The sequence below is a fragment of the Lacrimispora sp. BS-2 genome, from assembly GCF_040207125.1.
In the GTDB taxonomy this organism is placed as follows: domain Bacteria; phylum Bacillota; class Clostridia; order Lachnospirales; family Lachnospiraceae; genus Lacrimispora.
In genome coordinates, this window is sequence record NZ_CP157940.1 from 2,306,733 (window position 1) to 2,325,150 (window position 18,418).

General features: G+C 39.7%; 16 protein-coding genes. 2 read left to right on the forward strand and 14 right to left on the reverse strand.

The annotated features are described in order from the left end of the window. Positions 1–41 precede the first annotated feature (41 nt). The gene (locus tag ABFV83_RS10990; protein ID WP_349943799.1) at positions 42–1,379 is read left to right on the forward strand and encodes an MATE family efflux transporter; all 1,338 of its coding nucleotides are present in this window, start codon (positions 42–44) and stop codon (positions 1,377–1,379) included. Positions 1,380–1,759: 380 nt separating this feature from the next. Here ABFV83_RS10990 and ABFV83_RS10995 read toward each other — a convergent pair whose 3' ends face one another. From ABFV83_RS10995 to ABFV83_RS11050, 12 genes are all read right to left on the reverse strand, one after another. Continuing rightward, positions 1,760–2,014 carry a hypothetical protein gene (locus ABFV83_RS10995; protein ID WP_349943800.1) on the reverse strand — a complete coding sequence of 85 codons (255 nt, stop codon included), beginning with the start codon at positions 2,012–2,014 and terminating at the stop codon, positions 1,760–1,762. A 149-nt stretch (positions 2,015–2,163) separates the two neighbouring features. Then, on the reverse strand, positions 2,164–2,442 hold the full coding sequence (locus ABFV83_RS11000; protein WP_349943802.1) for a hypothetical protein: 279 nt from the start codon (positions 2,440–2,442) through the stop codon (positions 2,164–2,166). Positions 2,443–2,514: 72 nt separating this feature from the next. Beyond that, the gene (locus ABFV83_RS11005; protein WP_349943804.1) at positions 2,515–2,763 is read right to left on the reverse strand and encodes a hypothetical protein; all 249 of its coding nucleotides are present in this window, start codon (positions 2,761–2,763) and stop codon (positions 2,515–2,517) included. A gap of 471 nt (positions 2,764–3,234) precedes the next feature. Further along, positions 3,235–4,746 (reverse strand): hypothetical protein, encoded by a 1,512-nt coding sequence (locus ABFV83_RS11010; protein ID WP_349943806.1) that lies wholly within the window; start codon positions 4,744–4,746, stop codon positions 3,235–3,237. 222 nt (positions 4,747–4,968) lie between these two features. Continuing rightward, on the reverse strand, positions 4,969–5,223 hold the full coding sequence (locus ABFV83_RS11015) for a hypothetical protein (protein WP_349943808.1): 255 nt from the start codon (positions 5,221–5,223) through the stop codon (positions 4,969–4,971). Positions 5,224–5,229: 6 nt separating this feature from the next. Further along, complete coding sequence (locus tag ABFV83_RS11020) at positions 5,230–5,535, reverse strand: hypothetical protein (RefSeq protein ID WP_349943809.1); 306 nt, start codon at positions 5,533–5,535, stop codon at positions 5,230–5,232. 215 nt (positions 5,536–5,750) lie between these two features. Continuing rightward, on the reverse strand, positions 5,751–5,945 hold the full coding sequence (locus tag ABFV83_RS11025) for a hypothetical protein (protein ID WP_349943811.1): 195 nt from the start codon (positions 5,943–5,945) through the stop codon (positions 5,751–5,753). A gap of 292 nt (positions 5,946–6,237) precedes the next feature. Next, on the reverse strand, positions 6,238–6,501 hold the full coding sequence (locus tag ABFV83_RS11030; RefSeq protein ID WP_349943813.1) for a hypothetical protein: 264 nt from the start codon (positions 6,499–6,501) through the stop codon (positions 6,238–6,240). A gap of 30 nt (positions 6,502–6,531) precedes the next feature. Then, positions 6,532–6,699, reverse strand: a complete 168-nt coding sequence (locus ABFV83_RS11035; RefSeq protein ID WP_349943815.1) for a hypothetical protein — start codon at positions 6,697–6,699, stop codon at positions 6,532–6,534. 660 nt (positions 6,700–7,359) lie between these two features. Then, positions 7,360–7,746 (reverse strand): hypothetical protein, encoded by a 387-nt coding sequence (locus ABFV83_RS11040; protein ID WP_349943816.1) that lies wholly within the window; start codon positions 7,744–7,746, stop codon positions 7,360–7,362. Next, a complete protein-coding gene (locus tag ABFV83_RS11045; RefSeq protein WP_349943818.1) occupies positions 7,746–7,916 on the reverse strand; it encodes a hypothetical protein in 171 nt (56 codons plus the stop codon). The genes ABFV83_RS11040 and ABFV83_RS11045 overlap by 1 nt, the downstream gene beginning before the upstream one ends. Positions 7,917–8,162: 246 nt before the next feature. Then, positions 8,163–9,389 (reverse strand): IS110 family transposase, encoded by a 1,227-nt coding sequence (locus ABFV83_RS11050; RefSeq protein ID WP_349943819.1) that lies wholly within the window; start codon positions 9,387–9,389, stop codon positions 8,163–8,165. A gap of 994 nt (positions 9,390–10,383) precedes the next feature. Here ABFV83_RS11050 and ABFV83_RS11055 point away from each other — a divergent pair. Next, complete coding sequence (locus tag ABFV83_RS11055; RefSeq protein ID WP_349943820.1) at positions 10,384–10,659, forward strand: hypothetical protein; 276 nt, start codon at positions 10,384–10,386, stop codon at positions 10,657–10,659. 145 nt (positions 10,660–10,804) lie between these two features. On the opposite strand, the gene ABFV83_RS11060 is transcribed toward ABFV83_RS11055, so the two are convergent. Both ABFV83_RS11060 and ABFV83_RS11065 read right to left on the reverse strand, forming a co-directional pair. Then, positions 10,805–11,221 carry an SMI1/KNR4 family protein gene (locus tag ABFV83_RS11060; protein ID WP_349943821.1) on the reverse strand — a complete coding sequence of 139 codons (417 nt, stop codon included), beginning with the start codon at positions 11,219–11,221 and terminating at the stop codon, positions 10,805–10,807. 2 nt (positions 11,222–11,223) lie between these two features. Then, positions 11,224–18,384: an RHS repeat-associated core domain-containing protein gene (locus ABFV83_RS11065; RefSeq protein WP_349943823.1), complete on the reverse strand. Its 7,161-nt coding sequence runs from the start codon at positions 18,382–18,384 to the stop codon at positions 11,224–11,226. Positions 18,385–18,418: the final 34 nt, after the last annotated feature.

The following is an 18,418-nucleotide window of genomic DNA, read 5'->3' on the forward strand; positions in this document are numbered from 1 at the left end:
CCTGCCGTAATTAACAAATTGAAAGGATTTTATGGATAAGCATGAATACTACAAGAGATCTGATCAACGGCAATGAAACAAAGGCCATGATAAATTTCGCCATTCCTATGATCATAGGAAACGTATTTCAGCAATTATATAATGTTGCAGATACAGTGATTGTGGGAAAATTTATTGGCTCCAATGCTCTTGCTGCAGTAGGAAGTTCGTTTTCCGTTATGGTTTTATTGACCTCTATCATCATTGGATTCTGCATGGGCAGCAGCGTGGTATTTTCTCTGATTTTTGGTGCAAAGGAAATTGATAAATTAAAAAACTGTTTTTTTACAGCTTTTATTTTCATTGGAATCGTGACCGTTGTTATCAATGTTTGCTCCATCATTTTTATTGATGAAATTTTGGCTTTTATCAATATTCCCGCGGAAATTTTCTTGGACGCAAAAACTTACCTGAAGATTGTTTTTTATGGGATCAGCTTTACATATATTTATAATTACTTTAGTGCTGCTATGCGGAGCATAGGTAATTCAGTAGTGCCGCTTATCTTTCTTATCCTATCTGCTGTTATTAATATTGTGCTGGATATTATATTTGTTGTTCCTCTCCAGATGGGGATCGCCGGTGCTGCCTATGCTACAATTATTGCACAGGGGTTTTCAGCCATTGGCATTGCTCTTTTTTGTATGCTGCGTATTCCTCTGATCCGTCTTAAACGGGAGCATTTATATTTTAATAAAAATATTATAAAGAAAATATCCAATTTCTCCATACTCTCCAGCATCCAGTATTCAGTTATGAATTTTGGAATTTTGATGATACAGGGCTTGGTGAACAGCTTCGGTGTTTCTGCAATGGCAGCTTTTGCAGCAGTCGTTAAAATTGAAAGCTTTGCTTATATGCCGGTTCAGGATTTTGGCAATGCCTTTTCTACCTTTATCGCACAAAATATGGGGGCAGGAAAGCAAAAGCGTATTTACACCGGAATACACTCCGCAGTTAAAATTATAACTATTTACTGCGTTATGATTTCCGTCTTAATATTATTGTCAACAAAGCCTTTGATGTATATCTTTATTAATAAAAATGAAACAGAAATATTGAGGATTGGTGTACAATACCTTTCTATTGTAGCTGGCTTTTATTGCCTGATCGGGTATTTGTTCATGTTTTATGGACTGTTCCGGGGGATCGGAAAGCCGGGGGTATCCATTATACTTACCGTTGTAAGCCTTGGCACCAGAGTTATCCTGGCTTATATGCTATCCGCTGTAAACTGGATCGGAATTGTTGGGATATGGTGGGCAATTCCTATTGGGTGGGCTCTGGCAGATGTGATCGGTGTTATTTTAATCAGGCATTATTATGTAAATAATCGCTGATCAGATGAAAGAAGCATCCTGGGATTTCTTCTTTTAAATTTTTTCATATACATGGGTACAGTCCAAATTTTAAATGACTACATATGCCTGCAATGAGATATATGTAGTCATTCTTTATTCATTATTATTTGTTGCCTTTATTTTACGGATTGAAGCTGTTATTAGCTCTTCTGCATCAGGATTATGTATATTTAGTTATTACTATGAATGAGAGGGAATCATCGTTTTGCAGTATTTGTTATATTCCTTTTCCTGAATGACACTGCAATTTTTAGTATCAATCTGCGGATTTTGTTCTTGAAGCATTTCTAAAAGTGCTTTGCCAGCTTATCAGCAATGCAAACTCAAGAGTCATTAAGTAATAACTACTATCGCAGCTATCAAATTATCAAGGAATCCAGCCTATCCACACCCTTTTTCCATGCAAAGTGAATCTCTTTAGTTACAAATAATGATTGTGTTATTTTAGATTCAATTTCAAGTGTGCAAACAGCATGAGTCTTAAAATCATCCATTACCCACTTACATGGATAGGTTGTTCTTACCACACCTCCATAAAATGCCGCTAATTCTAAAAAAAGCTCCCGGCAATTTTCAAATGGTTTTGCCCGTTTCTCTGACACCATATCTTTCATTAACTTTACCGCATCTTCTATTGTGATACATTTTATATCTATCCGTTGTGCTGTTATAAACTTTTGAGCTAAAAACTCATATCCATGAAATAACTTATAATAATCTTCCTATCTGAAATAATCACTTCGCTTTGGCTCTGCTATTTCCTTTAAAAAATCCAAACCATTTTTTTTAATATATCTGCATAAGTTTCAACTGCATGCTTGAATTCTTCATCTGTAGAGTATTTAATTCCACCGTATTGGTCCCCTAGCACAAGCCACTTAAGTCCATAGCTATAAACCCCTCCTGAAAAACAGTTAATGACTAAGAGTAATATTTTTTCAAATCTGCTGATAGAAAATACAACTGTTTGTCTTGCTATCTCTCCTTTACTATTTTTAAACTCTTTTATAAACCCCAAGTCTTTTATCTCTTTATCGTACACAAATCCATCTGATTCCAATACTTTCCCAATAATTTATTTAATTATTTTTCCTTTCCGCACAATAATCTTCCTTTAAAACGGACAGGCCAACGCAGGAATACCTGTAGAGAATGTTACTCCAGCCTTAACTAACCACCGTATTCCATATGCCACCCCGCCAATAATTGCTGCTGCCGCTACATCTTCTCCTTTGACATCAGGAAATTGTATCACGTTATCATTCTTCTTATCATTACTGCCAGAATTAGAATTACTGTTTTGGTTTGGAATCCAGATATATCTGTGCTTATCTTTCTCTTCATCTTTTTTACGTAATTCCAATAAATGAAACTTGCATAAGTATTAACCTCTTTTCCATTTTATGATCTATTGCACCAGGTCTTGCACCATCCGGATCAATTAACCATGTCTTTACTGCAATGGTATTTAGTTCCGATGGTGTATATGTTACCATCTTCAGGAATTGGATTAAGAAATAGTTCATTATACCAATTGGTTAACTTGAACTTTTTACGTATTAGTGGAATTAGTATTTGGTCACCTTCTATTATATTTTTTGTTGCTATCATTGAATTTTTACTATTTTCACTTCTTTCTATGAGGTCTTATTGTAAACATGAAGTTATATAATCAGAAAATATTTATAATGAAAGGGAATATTAATTTGATTGCCCAAATTTGAAAAACAAGTGGTTCGAATATTAAAACGAAGCTGCTGTCAACATTTCTCCAAGAAATTCTTAGATGTTGACAGCAGCTTCAAATATAGAAATCCACCTCCTCGATTTTGGTTTAGTTGATAGGGAGTTCAAAGGAAACAAGATCATTTCCCCGAGTGGTAATTAAGATCAAAGGCTTGTCTTTCGCAATTTCCCGTGAGATCTCCAGGTATATCATACCTTCTGCCGACTTACCTGCTTTCAGATCCATAGTGTACAGGTCTTTCATCTCCCCAAAACCATAGGTGGTAAAGCGATAAAGGTTTGCGTCTTCGTCGGCTACAAAGGCAGACAATTCATTTTCAGAGCCTGTTGCAAACCATTTAGCCAGATAGACATCCGAATTGCCGGTGTTATTAATCCGCAGACTAACAATCACCCAGGTGTTTCCTTCCTTAGCATTTATGGTGTAGGAATCAATAATTAACTGTTCACTAAGCTGGGTACCCAGGCAAGTGATTTCCAGTCCACCCATGGTGGTGAGCTGGCCGGTTTTTACCTTATCTGCAAATGCAGCCTGTATGATAGGCAGTCGCTTCTGACGTTCAGCTTCTGCTTGTTCGGCAATTTTTTCAGGCGTGGAATAGGTGAATTTTTTGCCGGTCATATAGGGGATAAGGGATTGCGGATCTTCATATTCTGAAGTATCAGAACCTTCTTCATTTTCCAGGAAATTGACGGCGACAAGGACCCCGTCCTTAGTAAAGTCTCTGGTAAATTGTACAGTTACACCATTTCCGGAGGCAGTAAAACAGTCTGCAGATGTTTCTGTTACCATTCCTTCTGCATTGAGTATCTGATAGATAGAACCAAAAGAAAGCTGGTTATTGGCGGAGTCAACCCATTCGTAGATGGTGACATTGCCATCGTTTGCTGTTCCCATGGCGCCAGTGCAGATGCTGCTTAACAGTTCTAAATCGGAGGCGGAAAAAGAATGGATGTCTTCTGTTATCGAATAATTAAGGGCACTGTAAATATGGTATTGTTTTAGTTTGACCTTAAGTTCACCAGGGTTCAAACATGATGACGTTACTGTAAACAGAGTATCCTTGCCATAGTTCCATCGGGTAGGAATCCTTATTTCATAAGCTGGAAATAAAGAATTCATCTCATATTCCGGTTTGATCTTCAGCAGGCAGTCAGCGCTTAATTCATTAAAAGCATGGCTGTTTTCACAATCAAGAACCAATGTCTCTATTTCATCAGCAATTTCATCAAGGGACTCGTAGTCCGGATAAGTAATAACCATGTCGTATCCTTCGTTTCCTTTTTCATAAGCGAGACCCAGTTGATCGGCATGTGTATAAAGCATCTGGGAAGCAAAGTCATCATGATACTTGCGTCCATTAATTTCTTCTGATGAGCCCTCTTCGATGGTAAAGGGAAAATCCGGATATGCGTTGGATATAGCTTTATAATAGACCGTATCACCGTTTTTCACTTTCTCAATTTTAAAATCTTTGGAATCGAATCGTGATTCCAGATACTTGTTAAGCTCAAATTTTTCCTCACCAGAAATGCCGCATCCTGTCATCAGCAGGAGACTGGCAATCATCAGCAAGCCAGTTTGTCTGTAGTATCTCATGTAGTCTGCTCCTTCTATCGTTTGTAGATACTATTTTAAACGATTATGCTAGTAAAGGCAAGAAAACACAAGAATACTTCTGCTCCATTTAAAGCAAGTCCTGATTGTTTTTTTTCTAATAGTAAATAACTATACTTTATGAGAGAATAAATTGATGAATTAGATAATTTGATAACACATGGACTTGTTTCAATAATGTAAACACAAGTCCATTTGATTATTTTACAAATTCTCCTCAAATAAATTTTCTATATACTTATTCTTTTTTGTCTCTTTTAGGTAGTTCAGTACTTTAGTTAGAATAGTTTTTTCATTTTTAGTACAGTTTTTAATATAAACTTGAAACACTTCCTCATTTTTCTCAATGAGTTGTATAATACTATCTACATAAATATTGGTATTTTCCGGAAAGAAAAAAATTCTTCCCAAATTCTTTCGTATTTCCGTACGAAACGTATAAAATTCCTCTTCATTCATTGAGTATTATTCCTCCATAAATTCCTTAGCTATTTCAATATCCCATTCCATCTGTAAGTTTGGAAATTTTGTATTTAGCTCATACAAAGTATTGATAAAATCTTGGCTTTTTAGATTATGTGAAATATCTTCAATAATTTCACTTATATAAAATATCTGTTCCTCTGTACAGTCATTCAAGAAATTTATAGTTTCATTAGAATTTTGGCTTAATAATACAGTCATTTCATCCCATATTCTATTAATCACAGGGTCATTTTCATCCACCAATACTCGCTCACATAATAAATTTATTACTTTTTCTTTTTCCATGTTGTTTTACCTCACTAATTTTCAGGTTGTATTGCATTAGGAAATATTGTTGCCGGTTTTCCATCTGTATAAATCACACCTACCTTTGCCATTGGCATCATTGGTATATTTTGCCTACTTACTTCCAGTCGACCCGATTCCCCGTTCCAGGCAAAAACGGAGATGGTTTTAACCAGTCTCCGTTTTTACCTTTATACCAATATGTATTTTTTCTCCTATATTTTCCCCAGCCACATAAGAATTTGTACTACAAAAATGCCTATACCAATTATTGCTGCAATTCCTCCTACAATCTTTGCTGCCATTGGTGATGGCATTTTAGGAAACTGCTGTACCAACTGATTTACTGGCGTGATTACCAGTTTTCCTCCAAATAAAATCATTACAATTGCCATTATAAAATTTAACATTTCTTTTCCTCTCTTCATTCTTTTCTTAAAATTATTTTCCGACATTCTGTAAATAAATGATACTGCAAAAAATCATTGAGTGATAATTCAATTTACACGAATAAAAATTCAGCCTCCAAAAGTGGTTAAAAACTTTAATATTCTATAATTCTATTATACTCTAGTATTCAAATAAATTACCAAAATACATATCATGAATAACTCTATTTTCTGAAGAACTTCCCTTTAAAGCAAACGCCATACCACAGCCATCTGAAGCAAATGGAACCAAATTTTGTAAACGTTTACTATCTTACTCCCAAAATATATATTGTATATACTTATTTATTCTTTCTTCAGCAATTTCTATATTTTCTAAATTGCCATTATGCAATACAAACAATAAATCTGCATCTATAATTTCCAGCTCATGTTGTAATGCCATATCATTATTTACTTGTTCTTGAATTTCCTGATTTTTACCAATCCCAACATATTTATTATGTGGATATGAATCAATTAAATTACATGGCGTTGATAAAAAACGGCCCATTTGCTTACACTTATCATTGTCCATTTGTAATGACAATAATCCAATAAAATAATACTATTCTTTAACTAAAGAATATGCTATACCCATGATATCTTCATCTTGCTTATTAATATAATCTGAATAATCATATTCTTCTAAAATAGGTATTAATGAGTTGCATACTTCTATACCACGATTCACCTCCCTTTCAATTTCTAAATCATTATATAATACCTTTCTCATTCCCCAAAAATAAAAGTTTCAAAATATAATAAATTTTTAAATTTTTTTATAAAAACCGATCCCTATTCCCAGTTAGCCCTATGTCGCGAAATATCGCTCCTGTGTGACCTTTGAAACCAATGGTGGAGCATGTATGCCATTCAGGCAATAAAAAGCCTTGTTGGGCAAGTTTGAAAAAGATAGCTTTTCCCTTTTTATCTGATAAATGTTTGGATTGCTATTATCTCCTGTTCGTCTTCCCGTTACTTTATCAGAAAAATGTCGCATATATGTCAGTTTTTCCAATGTTCTAGGTCACGCATTTGCAACCAATTTTAAAATCCTGTAACAGAAAATCTCCGCTATTTCTAGCCCTAAAGCAAAGGTGAACCATGGGGTAAAAGCCGGGGGCAAAAACTTCCCCGGCTTGGATTACATCAGCCCGTAATACGGACTGAGAGGACTTTTTCATCAGGGTCAGCTTCCTAGCATTGAGGTCATGACCGAGATCGCGCTTGTACGGAATGCTCATTTATGCAAAAGAGTTACGGGGTTATGAACGACTCCAGTACATGCTGAGATTTTCACCGAAAATTTGCCAAGAAAAAAGTATTAATTGAAAATTACATTAACTCTCTTATAAGCCGACTTGCTTTATATTTCTTATATGGTTAGAGAAGTCTAAAATTTGTTATCAATTTCATAAATCAGATTAGATAATTCATCTTCTGTATAGTTAAAAGGACTGAAATAATTATAAATTAAATCAACTTTTTGCTGGCAATCTGAAGTTCTCCATTGGCTAAAATGAATAATATTATCAATTGCTCTTTCTTTATAAAAATTCTGATTTTTTATTTTTCTCCATTCTGTCCAGTTTTCTTTACCTTTTTTTTTCGCTTCGCATTCTGCTAGTCTATCTAATAATTCATTATATAGTTTCGCAACGATAGGACTACCCGAAACATATACATTATCTGGACTTTCATGAAATTTTGCCTCTAAAAGAGCTTTATGCAAATTTAGCATATCATAATAATCATGTATAACAAATTGAATATCACCCATTAGAAATCATTCTCCTTTACATTTAATGTTGCATTTCTTCCACTTCGAATTGCACCTTGATATATCAGCTCATTTGGTTGTGTAGCCCCATCTGTGGCTAATTTAAAATCATTTTGATCCTTTAATGTTATTTCCACAACATGTGTACCAACATTCGGCTTCTGTCCCATCAAAAGTTCATTATTGACATCACCAGCACTGATTTGATCAGTTGTTACAAATACCCTACCTCTATCATCTGGCCTAATAACACCACTGGCTTGAATTGCTTCAGCACCTTCTTTAGTAGTATAATGATATAAATCTGGTTGCCCCGAACCCTCAGGTGGAGTACTGAGATATCCGACAAACGGTAAAAATCTTTATTCTATTAAAAAAATTATAGCACGTCTTTGTGCTGTTTTTAAATAGAAAAATTACTGTTCTTTTTCTGGCAGTGGTTCCCGGTATTCCGTCTTATTTTTCATCATTCCATACACTATGTTCACCAATCGACGCATGATGCAGACCAGTGCCTGAGACTTTGTCTTTCCTTCACCGATTTTTCGCATATAATAGCCATAAAATACCGGATGATTGGGTATTCCGTTCTTTGGCTTGGACACCATAGTTACCGCCAGGAAATAAAACAGCCCATGCAACTGGCGGTTTCCCTGTCTGGAGCTTTGTTCCTTGCCTTTTCCAGCAGAACTGAACTTTACAGGAGCCACTCCAGCGAATCTTGCCAGCTTATCTGCACTGGAAAATCTTCGGATATCTCCGATTTCTGCGATCAGCTTACTGGCAATAGAAGTTCCGATTCCAGGCATACTGGTCAGTTTATAATCAAAACTAAGCAGGATTTTTTCGATTTCTTTATCAAGCCCTGCCAATTCTTCTTTCTGATGTTCCAAGTCTCTTACCAGACTTGTTGTAATGAAATCTCTGGATTCCTGATATTCCCGAAAGGTATTTCCATCATTCTGAACACAATCCAGAATCAACTCTGCTTTATCTTTTTTGGTAATACGAGATATTTCTTTAAATTCCATTGTTAGTTCTTCTGCTGTTTTTTCCTGCAAATGGACAGGGGACGGGTAGGTCTTCCAGAAATACATGGCACATTTCCCGTCTATCTCGCTGAAAAACTTACTGTAACTGGGATATGCCATGGATATCTGCTCATGAAGTCCATTCTTAAAACGGATGCCATCTTTCACCAATAAATCTCTTCGATTCACCAGTTGAGCCAGTGTCCATTCGTTATCTTTCGGCTTTGCATCCGGCAAAGCATGTAACTGATTAATCAGAACCGTTGCCACACAATACGCATCATACTCATCATTTTTTCGGTACATGGGTGCGCTTTTTCTCTGATCATAAGCCAGAGCAGGATTTATGTCTTTTACGATATAACCATTTTCAATCAGCCAGACAGCTAAACTTCTGCCATAGCCGTAAGCGTTTTCCAATCCATAAATGGGTTCAAGTCCAAGAATACTGGACTTTCTGTTCACCTTTTCCGCCAGTTTCTTAAATTCACTGGGCTTGTTTTCAATCACAACAACCTCTAACTTTTCATTCCAGCAGTTTACCATCACTGCGGTATGAGTTTCCTTATGCAGGTCAATCCCTACATAAAGCAGATTTTCTCTTCTCTGCAATTCTCTCCCTCCTGATCTTGTTTCCAACCAATCAGTTCCCGTACCGGCAACCTCAGATGACAGCGTTAACTCTTTTTGAGTCCGCAAGGGTTCGACAGCCTATCTACAACAAACCAATGGGTGAAAGGACAAGTTATTTCTTTTATTGGTTGTTGATGTTAACTCTGTATCAAATGGATTGCAAGTCATTTCTGGTTTTATTTTCAGAAGAAAAAACAGCAGAAAAAAGAATGGAAAAGGGAGCTACAAAAAGGGCAATTTTTACCCCCTGTAACCCCCGGCAGCCCCATTTTACCATAGAACCAATTTCCTGTAAATCCCATGGTTCATCATGAACCATGGGGTAGGCAGGTATCACAAACCAATGGCAACGCAGATTTGATGTCCCATTCCCTGTTAGCCCTGTGTCGCAAAATATCACCCCTGTATGACCTTTGAAACTGATGGCAGAACATGTATGCCATTCAAGCATTACTAAGCCTTGTTGGGCATATTTGAAAACGATCGTTTTTTATCTGATAAATGTTTAGATTAATGCTACAGACTGTTCATCTTCCTGTTGCTTTATCAGAAAAAGGGCGCAAATATGCCAAATTTCGCAATGCTCCAGGTCGCACATCTGCAACCATTTTTATAATCTGGTAATGAATAATCTCAGCCAATTTTTTGCCTTAAAACAAGGGTGAACCATGGGGTCGAAAATGATGCAGGATAAAGGAAGGTGCCCTAAAAGGGCCCCTTCCGCCCACAAACACCCGCAGTGCGGGCGTTTTAGAGAAGCGTGTACGGTGCTGTAAATCGGCTTTTGTGCTGTCAAGGGTGCTGTCGGCACCAATAAATCACGTTATTAAGAGGTTTTAAAGGTGCTCTTGAACATCCACCTATCATGCCTATTGTTCATTTCTTCTATTTTCGAGACTTATTATTAGTGATTTCTGGTATCGACTTCCTGAAACAATTCCGGTATCGTATGTTCTCAAAGGAGGGAAACATTATGACCGAACAGGAATTACTGGATATGTTTATCCAAGAACGTATCGCTATGCTAATTGAAATATTCCATCAAAAACAGCCGAACAAATCCGAGGAAGAATATAAGCAAATTCTTCATGCTGAAATCTTCATTGAAAATTTGCCAAGCAAGGAAAAAGAACTGGTTCAAAATCACATCGATTTCCTAATAAGGCAATTCGCTTTGGAAGAAACCTTTCTCTATCAGCAGGGTTTTATGGATGGTGTGAAACTGTTAAAATATATTGATAAATTATAATATATTGTTCTTTACTGAAATCTAAAGAGTACGTCAGTAAACCTCTTCTAAAATAAATTGTTAACTCTCACTCAAAAAGCTGGAACACAACAGCAAAAATGGCTGTGTTCCAGTTTTTCATATTTTTTTATAACTCTATTATACTCTAGTATTTAAATATATTACCAGAATACATATCATGAATAAACTTATCAAAGTTATTACTGCATTCTTTAGAATATTTATATTCCAGAGAATCCATAGGAATAACTCTAATTTCTGAAGAATCTTTCTTCAAAGCAAACGCCATACCACAACCATCTGAAGCAAATGGAACCAAATTATTCTCTTCAGCTTCCATATTTTCTTGATAAAAATCCACAATATCTTCCAAACTCCATAAATCTAAATAACAATCTCCAATTTCTCCACTTCCGCCATTATATAACAACAAAATCCTTCTTAATTCTTCTGGGAACTTGATTCCCATATCTAACTCAGCCTTGCATATTTGACTTTCTGTATTTTGCTCTTCTTTTTGGAAGTTAAAATCTTTGAAAATATCTCTATCAAAAAAATCCATAACTATTTATTCAACCCTTTCTTAGCTTCATCTCGTATTTTATTCCACCATGGTGTAACATATTTCCTATGAGCCTGTCCTTGTATTGCTGTTTTATTAGTTAAATCTATTGGACTACCTCCAAATTTAACAGGCTCGACCTCATGAATTTCCAATCTATTATCACTATAATGACTATCTCCCTTTCTTATATTTCTATTAACCTCATTTGCTTGTTTTCTCGCAATATCATATTCATCACCCTCCAATAGTACCCACTCTTTATTTTTATCTGGCAAGGGAACATAATCATCTGGATATTCACTCCAATCCTTTATTTTGAAAGTGCCTGCATCAGGATCAATAATCTCAATACGGCTAGCCCCCGAACCCTCTTTTACTTTTTGAGAGTCTTGTTCTTCACCCTCTCCGATACATTTTTCATTATATCCACTCGGATCATAATACACCACCGGATTATTCGCACAATAAGCATACAGATTCAGCCCGTCTCCACGGTACACATCTTCCTGTGTAAAACGTCCGATTGCAGGATTATAATATCTCGCCCTCAGATAGTATTGACCCATTTCTTGATCATATTGCTGCCCTGTGTACAGAATTCTGTTTCGTAATTCTCCTGACTCTCTTCTCAGGTTTCCAAAGGAATCATAAGCATAGGCATTTTCTACCTGACCGTGGCTTCCTGTGATGTATGCAGTACTGTTTTGTTCATCCAGATGATAGGCATGGTAGCCGGACTGTTCTTCCACCTCATTAGCTGCCACTCCATATCCCAAAATATATCGGTTTCTGAATGTTTCTCCGCTTCTAGATTCCGTCAGTAGTTCTCCATTGTAGAATACAAAATGGGTACTGTCTTCCCTGGCCGTTATTCCTGCCCTCAGCCCTTCCCCATCATAGCGGTGTTCCTGGACATATCCGTAACGGTCTTCAATCTTTATCTGCTGATTGAATGAATTATAGGAATATCTTCTATTCCCTGCTCCTGTCTCTTCTATCAGATTCCCCTGAAGATCATAGACGAAAAACATTCTATCTTTTGAAGTGGTATGTTCTGTAAGCTGGTTTCTTTTATTATAATGGTATGTTTCCTGTTCGGCAAGACCTTCCTTCTTCAACCGGTTTCCGCATAAATCATATCGGTAGCAAATTGCTTCCCCATCATATTCCTCTTCCAGCAGACGGTTCATGCTGTCATAACGATAATGGATTGCTGTATCCTTAATGCTGTCCTCTCCTGGGAACAGGCAGGCTCCTGCTTTTGCAGTACGGTTTCCATTTAAGTCGTATTCATACCGGAAATCGCATAAGGTCTGACCAGAGTCTAATAGCGTAGCCAGGCGGCTGATGTTTCCGTCTGTATCATATTTATAAGAGGTTCTCACTCCATTAGAATGCACGATCTCTTTCAGCTTCCCATCCGGATCATGGAGATACCGGACAATCGTTGTTCCTGCTTCATCCGTAATGGACGCCAGTTTCCCCCTCCAGTCATATCCGTAACTTACCGTCTTCCCACTTTCATCCGTTAAGGTCTTTAAACTGCCATCTTCATGGTAGGTACAGGAAACAAGAATCCGTCCCGATGACGTTTTCTTAAGCAGCTTCCCATCCGGCCTGTATTCGTAAGCATAGCAGAATCCTCCTGCCGCTGATTTTTCCAACTGGCCAAAGGTATCGTATTCCCAGCTTCTGCTTTCCCGGTTCTTTCCTTCCTTATCGCAGCCGATCTCCAGAACACGGTTGGAGTCCATATTGTAGGCAGTCTTTACCTGGTTTCCGTTGCGGTCAGTGTGCAGGATCATCCGGCCTTCCTTATCGTAACGGAACGTTTCACTGTTTCCTTCCTGGTCGATGATCTCGCAGACTTTCCCCTGGCTATTATAACGGTAGGTGATGACTCCGCCATTGGCATCAGTCGTACTGGTAATATTTCCGGCATAGTCATAGGTGCAGCCTTCTTTTCCTCCGTCTGCTCCCTGTATCTGGCATATTCTTCCCCAGTGGTCTACATCGTAACCAGTCAGGTTCTGGTTTCCATCAGCCAGTCCGGTGATTCTTCCTCTGGAATCATAGGTGTATGTTTGTAACGCCCGTCCCTTTTCCCTGCTTCTTAAGGTATGGATTTCTGTCTCCTGTCCATTGGCACCGTATGTGAAATTCAGCTCATTTCCATCTGCTGTGATTCGTCTTGATAGATTCCCATCTGGAAGGTATTCGTTTTTCTCTAATACGGTTCCTGCCATATCAGCTTTTTCCAACAGATTTCCGGTAAAATCGTAACGGTAAAGGTAACCCCTTGTCCGCTCATGCTTCTCTCCCGCCTGTGGCTGGATTTCTTTCCGGGTCCGGTCATTTTTATCATATTCATATTGGAATACCGGACCAAGGCAGTCCTTCACATGGGTAATCCGATCTTTTAGATCATAGGAATAGCCGATCTCCCATGCTTCCTTTCCTTTTCCCTGACGGGCAGCCTTTGTGATATTTCCTGCCTTGTCATAAAAGATATGGACGGTTCTGTCAATTCCATTTGCCTTGTCTACGCTTCTCTCTGATATCAATCGGTCACAAGAATCATACTCCCGCAGAATATGATATCCTTCCGGTGTTATAATCTCTATCCGGTTTCCGTTCTCATCATAACGGTAGTGGGTGACGGCAAACCGTTCCTCTCCAGGTATCGGTGCCAAAACACTGCTTAATTCTTCCTTCTGCTCAACCAGCCGTCCAGCTTTGTCATATTTATAGGAGATGACCTGCTTAACCTCATCACTGATCTGCCTCTCCTCATAAACGCGGTTTCCTCTTGCATCATAACAGTAATGGACCACAGCACCCAAGCCATCTTTTACATCGATCAAGCGGTTCCGGCTGTCATAAGCAAAGGATAGGCACAAATCCGAACCTTCTTGGGAAACCAGTTTCCCTTCTTGATCCCAGTATCCTCCATGTCGGACTTCTTTCTTTTTGTTTCCGTTTTCATCGTAGGAAAAAGTTATGCGCTGATAAAGGATTCGAGTTTCTTCTTCCTTTGCAGGTTGGAGCATCTGAATCAAGTGGTTCTGGAAGTCGTACTGGTAAAAGACAGTGCGGCCCATGGCATTCTGATGAGAAAGCACGTTTCCGCACAGATCATAGGTATATTCCTCTTCTGTATTCCCTTCTGGGGCCACGATTTTTGCCAGGTTTCCAGCAGTATCATATTCATAGCAATAACCAGTTCCATCATCTGTCTCTTCCTGATATGCTTCCGGCAGGACATGCTTAATCCGTTTTCCGTTAGCATCATAGAAAAACCGTTCACACCCTCCATCAGGATAACGAATGCGGATCTGGTTTCCGTCACTGTCATACTCATAACGGATTCCTTCCCCATCATCGATTTCCTTTTCATAGGCATTAGGGTGCACTTTCTTAAGGATGTGCCCTTCCCCATCCCGCATCTGCCTCTCATGGCTTCCATCCGGACGAATGGTATCAATCAGGCGGTCCAGAAAATCATACTGGTAGCTGTACTCTCCTTTTTGTTCCTTCCATGCCTTGGGAGGATACATGGCTAAGAGCCTTCCCATGCCGTCATATAAGTAACGGGATTCATTTCCTTCTCCATCCCGCACCATGGTCCGGAAGTTTTTCGCATTATAGCCGTACTCCATCCGGCCGCAGTCATCCTCTTTGGCCATCATCCTGCCCATGATATCGTATTCGAAACGGACCTCTTCCCCATCCGGGTAGGTAATAACAGCAGGTTTTCCGGAAGCCTCTTCATAATGATAAAGGGTCGTATTTCCTAATGCATCCCTTTCCTCCAGGAGTCTTCCTTTCCGGTCATAGATATAGGAGCTGGTAAGCCATTCCCCCTCTTCTTTCGCCTTTTCCTTTGCTTCGATCAGGTTATGGCTTCCATCGTATTCATAGAGGAACTTCCTGCCGGTATTGTCTGTCTTTTCGACCAGATCATCGGCTTCGTCGTAACAAAAGCTCGTCTTAAGCCATCCCGCTCTGCCTTCCTCTATGATCCGCCCCGCTTTGTCATAGGACCATTCTTTCCCATATCCCAGACGGTCTGTTTCCCGTATCCGATAACCTTCTTCATTATAATCATATCGAGTCGCGCTTCCATCCTCATAAAGGACCGACAAGATCTCCATCTTCTTTCCATACTCATAGACAATCGTCTGATCCCCTACGCTGCTATGTACCCTGACCTTCCTTTCCTCATCCAGATATTCCGCTTCATAGGTATCTCCGTTGGCAAGAGTTTGAAACACCATTCTTCCTGTTCCATCATACCGGTTTTCCAGATAGGTAATCTTTGCCTGGTCAACCGCTTTGGTTAAATATCCCTTTTCATCGTACTCATAATGTGTGATTCCCTGATCCATGTGAATTACATCGGTTAAATATCCGTTTTCATACCGGTACTGCATGGTTCGTCCCATGTTGTCCTTCATCTGGACCAGACGCCCATTTCTCATGGTCAGGCTTAAATGATAACCGAGAGCGGTGGTGATTCCCTCTAATCCTTCCCCGTGGTAAGTAAACCGAACAGCCTGTCCGTTCCTGTCCGCAATGGACTGGAGCACTCCATGGGAATTATAGCAATAAGTCCTGTGCTCTTTCCGATCCTTAATGAGCCAGCCTTCCTTGTCCTTTATAAGCTGGAACCAGCCGCATCCATGAGTCACATTGCAGGCCTTTTCCCCATCCCATTCAAATATCACATGGTATCCGGAATCAAGTACCGTATGAAGCTTTTTGCCATCCTGATAAAGCTTTCCTTCGTATGGGAAGCTCCAGCCGGTTCCCAGTATCCCTTCCTGAGTGTTGGTGGAGTTGTACTTCCTCTGAATCCGGATTGCTTCCCGGATATCTGACAGGGCGAAATCCGCAGCAGTGATCAAAAACGCGCCGGAAGCCACATCCACCGGTTCGGCAAAAAGCTGGCCAAGCCCGCTTGTAATCAGGTTATTCTGGAATGACTGTTTTAAATTAACCTCTCTGCCAGGGAGAAATGCATCTGCTGTAACATCAACAGCCGTACCAAATACGGTTCCTACCGCAGTTCCCACCAGCTTATTTACAATCTTGGAATCGCTTCCCAGCAATTTTTGTGTCTTTCCTATCAGGTTTGATCCTGCTGAACCTTTAAACATACCAAGTGCCATATTGGTTACCATGTTCTGCACATTGACGGAGCCTGTTGTCTGGTATTCTGTGATTGCCCCAAATATGACAGAGCCTCCCGTCTGTATGACAAAATTAGCCACCTGGGATTTGGGACACATGAACTTGCTGAACTTTCCTGCGGCAGCGACATTTTTTAATGCCTTTCCGGTAACAACATCAAACACAATATCAGTTACCATGGACGCGATATTATAGGCATCTTCATTTCCCCTAAAAACCGTATCCCTTAAAAAGTTTGCCGGCCTGGATGCATCCAGTGCATTCACCTTACTGTATCCGTCAAGCCCTTCCGCCATATCCGCCACGGCAAAAGTTGCCTTCACTCCTGCTGCAACCAGCAGGGGAGCAGTTGCGCCTCCGGTACATACAGTCAGTGCTGTCAGACCTACTACCGTGGCAATACTTATTACCCCGTTCAAAAACTTCTGCTTGCTCTGTTGTTTTCTTGCCACAAGCGCCGAGGTCAGGGCACTGTTATTGGCCTCACGGTCAGCCGCATCGTTTTTTGTTAATTCCGCTTCCATCTCCGCTGCCGATGGCACTGCTTCCGGACAGGAATCCGCTTTATGGGTTACAAGGCCTGATTTGATATCCGTCTTTTCCTCTAGAGTGACCACATCGTCGCCGCCATCTCCAACCTGAAGCACAACCTTATTCTCTCCGCAGATCATCAGATTCCGTACCGGGGTTTCTCCTCCGGCCATCATCCCTTTCTGGGCTTTTATATTGATGTTCTTTCCGGTCAGGGATAGGAATCCTCCCTTATTTAGGTTCAGCAGAATGGAACCGCTGGAATCCGGAGCATAGCTTAACGTATCGGAAGTCATGTTCATGGCGCTTCCGCTTGGGTCGGAAAAGCTTTTATTTTCAGGATTTTTACTTTTTCCCCCGCCGCTTCCGCTTCCAATAGCATGAACGGCGACTGCACTTTGTTCGTCATGCTCTGGAAAATAAATATGTACCCTGCTTCCTTCTACCGGCATGCAGTAAAAACTGCTGCTCTCAATGGCATAGGTAAAATACTTCAGCCCAGCCCCAGCCTCATAAACCGGATCAATATCAAAATGCACCCGGATCTGGTTTCCGTTCCGCTCTTTTACAGTTGCCGGAATGCTCATACCATAGATTCTGGGATTCTTCTCCTTTTCTCTCCTAAGCCCTTCCCGTCTGGAAAGTGAATACCAATAAACCAGTTCCCCATTTGTGGTGAAGATTTTCATTCCAGTGATCCAAGTCAGTATTTTATTAAAAGAAACTGCTTCTCCCATCTGTAGATACCGGCGTGTCTGAATATTCCACTTAGATGCCTCCTGGGACAAAACTCCCAATGGCTCCAGAATCCTTGAATAATGAAACAGATCCTTTTCCAGGACATAGTCTTCTTTGTGAAGCTCTGTTCCATAGTTAATATCCGGGATTCCAAAATACACCTTTCCGCAGTCGGCAGAAGGCTCAACAAGAAGGCTGGTTCCAAAATGGCTGGCAAGCCTCCGCAGGAAAACCCAGTCGCTTTCCTCGTACTGCAAAAGCATTTCAGGGATCAGAGCGTTCCCTGTGATCTCATCCTTAATATCAAACCGTCCATAATCAGCAAGCACCTTTCGTGCCACCTCCATATAGGTCATGGACCCATTCAAAAAGCTTCTGCTCTTTTCCGTACGCTCCCAATCTTTCGTATAGGAATAAGCTTCCAAATACAAAAATGGCAGCCCTTTCTCCACTTTTGTATAGACAGTTTCCATCTTTCCCTGGAAAATCACCCTGCCCCCGGTACATTTGGTTTCCCGGATTATCACTGGAAGAATAGAAGCCATGTTTACAAAATCCTCCGCTTGCTCTCCATCTACCAGCAGTTTCATGGTAAGGAATGCATGGCTGTTAAGTTCCTGTGTAAGCCGGAAGGTTTCCACTTGAATCACGCCTTCCAGTGCCAGCTCAATTTCCAGTTCTTTATACTCCAATATCATATTTCATTGCCTCCTTTATCATGAAATAGAAGGT

Bases quoted from the DNA above. Each gene is read 5' to 3' on its own strand.
- ABFV83_RS11010 (WP_349943806.1), bottom strand. From the start codon at position 4,746: ATGAGATACTACAGACAAACTGGCTTGCTGATGATTGCCAGTCTCCTG.
- ABFV83_RS11065 (WP_349943823.1), bottom strand. From the start codon at position 18,384: ATGATATTGGAGTATAAAGAACTGGAAATTGAGCTGGCACTGGAAGGC.
- ABFV83_RS11055 (WP_349943820.1), top strand. From the start codon at position 10,384: ATGACCGAACAGGAATTACTGGATATGTTTATCCAAGAACGTATCGCT.
- ABFV83_RS11045 (WP_349943818.1), bottom strand. From the start codon at position 7,916: ATGGGACAGAAGCCGAATGTTGGTACACATGTTGTGGAAATAACATTA.
- ABFV83_RS11040 (WP_349943816.1), bottom strand. From the start codon at position 7,746: ATGGGTGATATTCAATTTGTTATACATGATTATTATGATATGCTAAAT.
- ABFV83_RS11020 (WP_349943809.1), bottom strand. From the start codon at position 5,535: ATGGAAAAAGAAAAAGTAATAAATTTATTATGTGAGCGAGTATTGGTG.
- ABFV83_RS11060 (WP_349943821.1), bottom strand. From the start codon at position 11,221: ATGGATTTTTTTGATAGAGATATTTTCAAAGATTTTAACTTCCAAAAA.
- ABFV83_RS10990 (WP_349943799.1), top strand. From the start codon at position 42: ATGAATACTACAAGAGATCTGATCAACGGCAATGAAACAAAGGCCATG.
- ABFV83_RS11025 (WP_349943811.1), bottom strand. From the start codon at position 5,945: ATGTTAAATTTTATAATGGCAATTGTAATGATTTTATTTGGAGGAAAA.
- ABFV83_RS11035 (WP_349943815.1), bottom strand. From the start codon at position 6,699: ATGAGAAAGGTATTATATAATGATTTAGAAATTGAAAGGGAGGTGAAT.
- ABFV83_RS10995 (WP_349943800.1), bottom strand. From the start codon at position 2,014: ATGAAAGATATGGTGTCAGAGAAACGGGCAAAACCATTTGAAAATTGC.
- ABFV83_RS11030 (WP_349943813.1), bottom strand. From the start codon at position 6,501: ATGGACAATGATAAGTGTAAGCAAATGGGCCGTTTTTTATCAACGCCA.
- ABFV83_RS11015 (WP_349943808.1), bottom strand. From the start codon at position 5,223: ATGAATGAAGAGGAATTTTATACGTTTCGTACGGAAATACGAAAGAAT.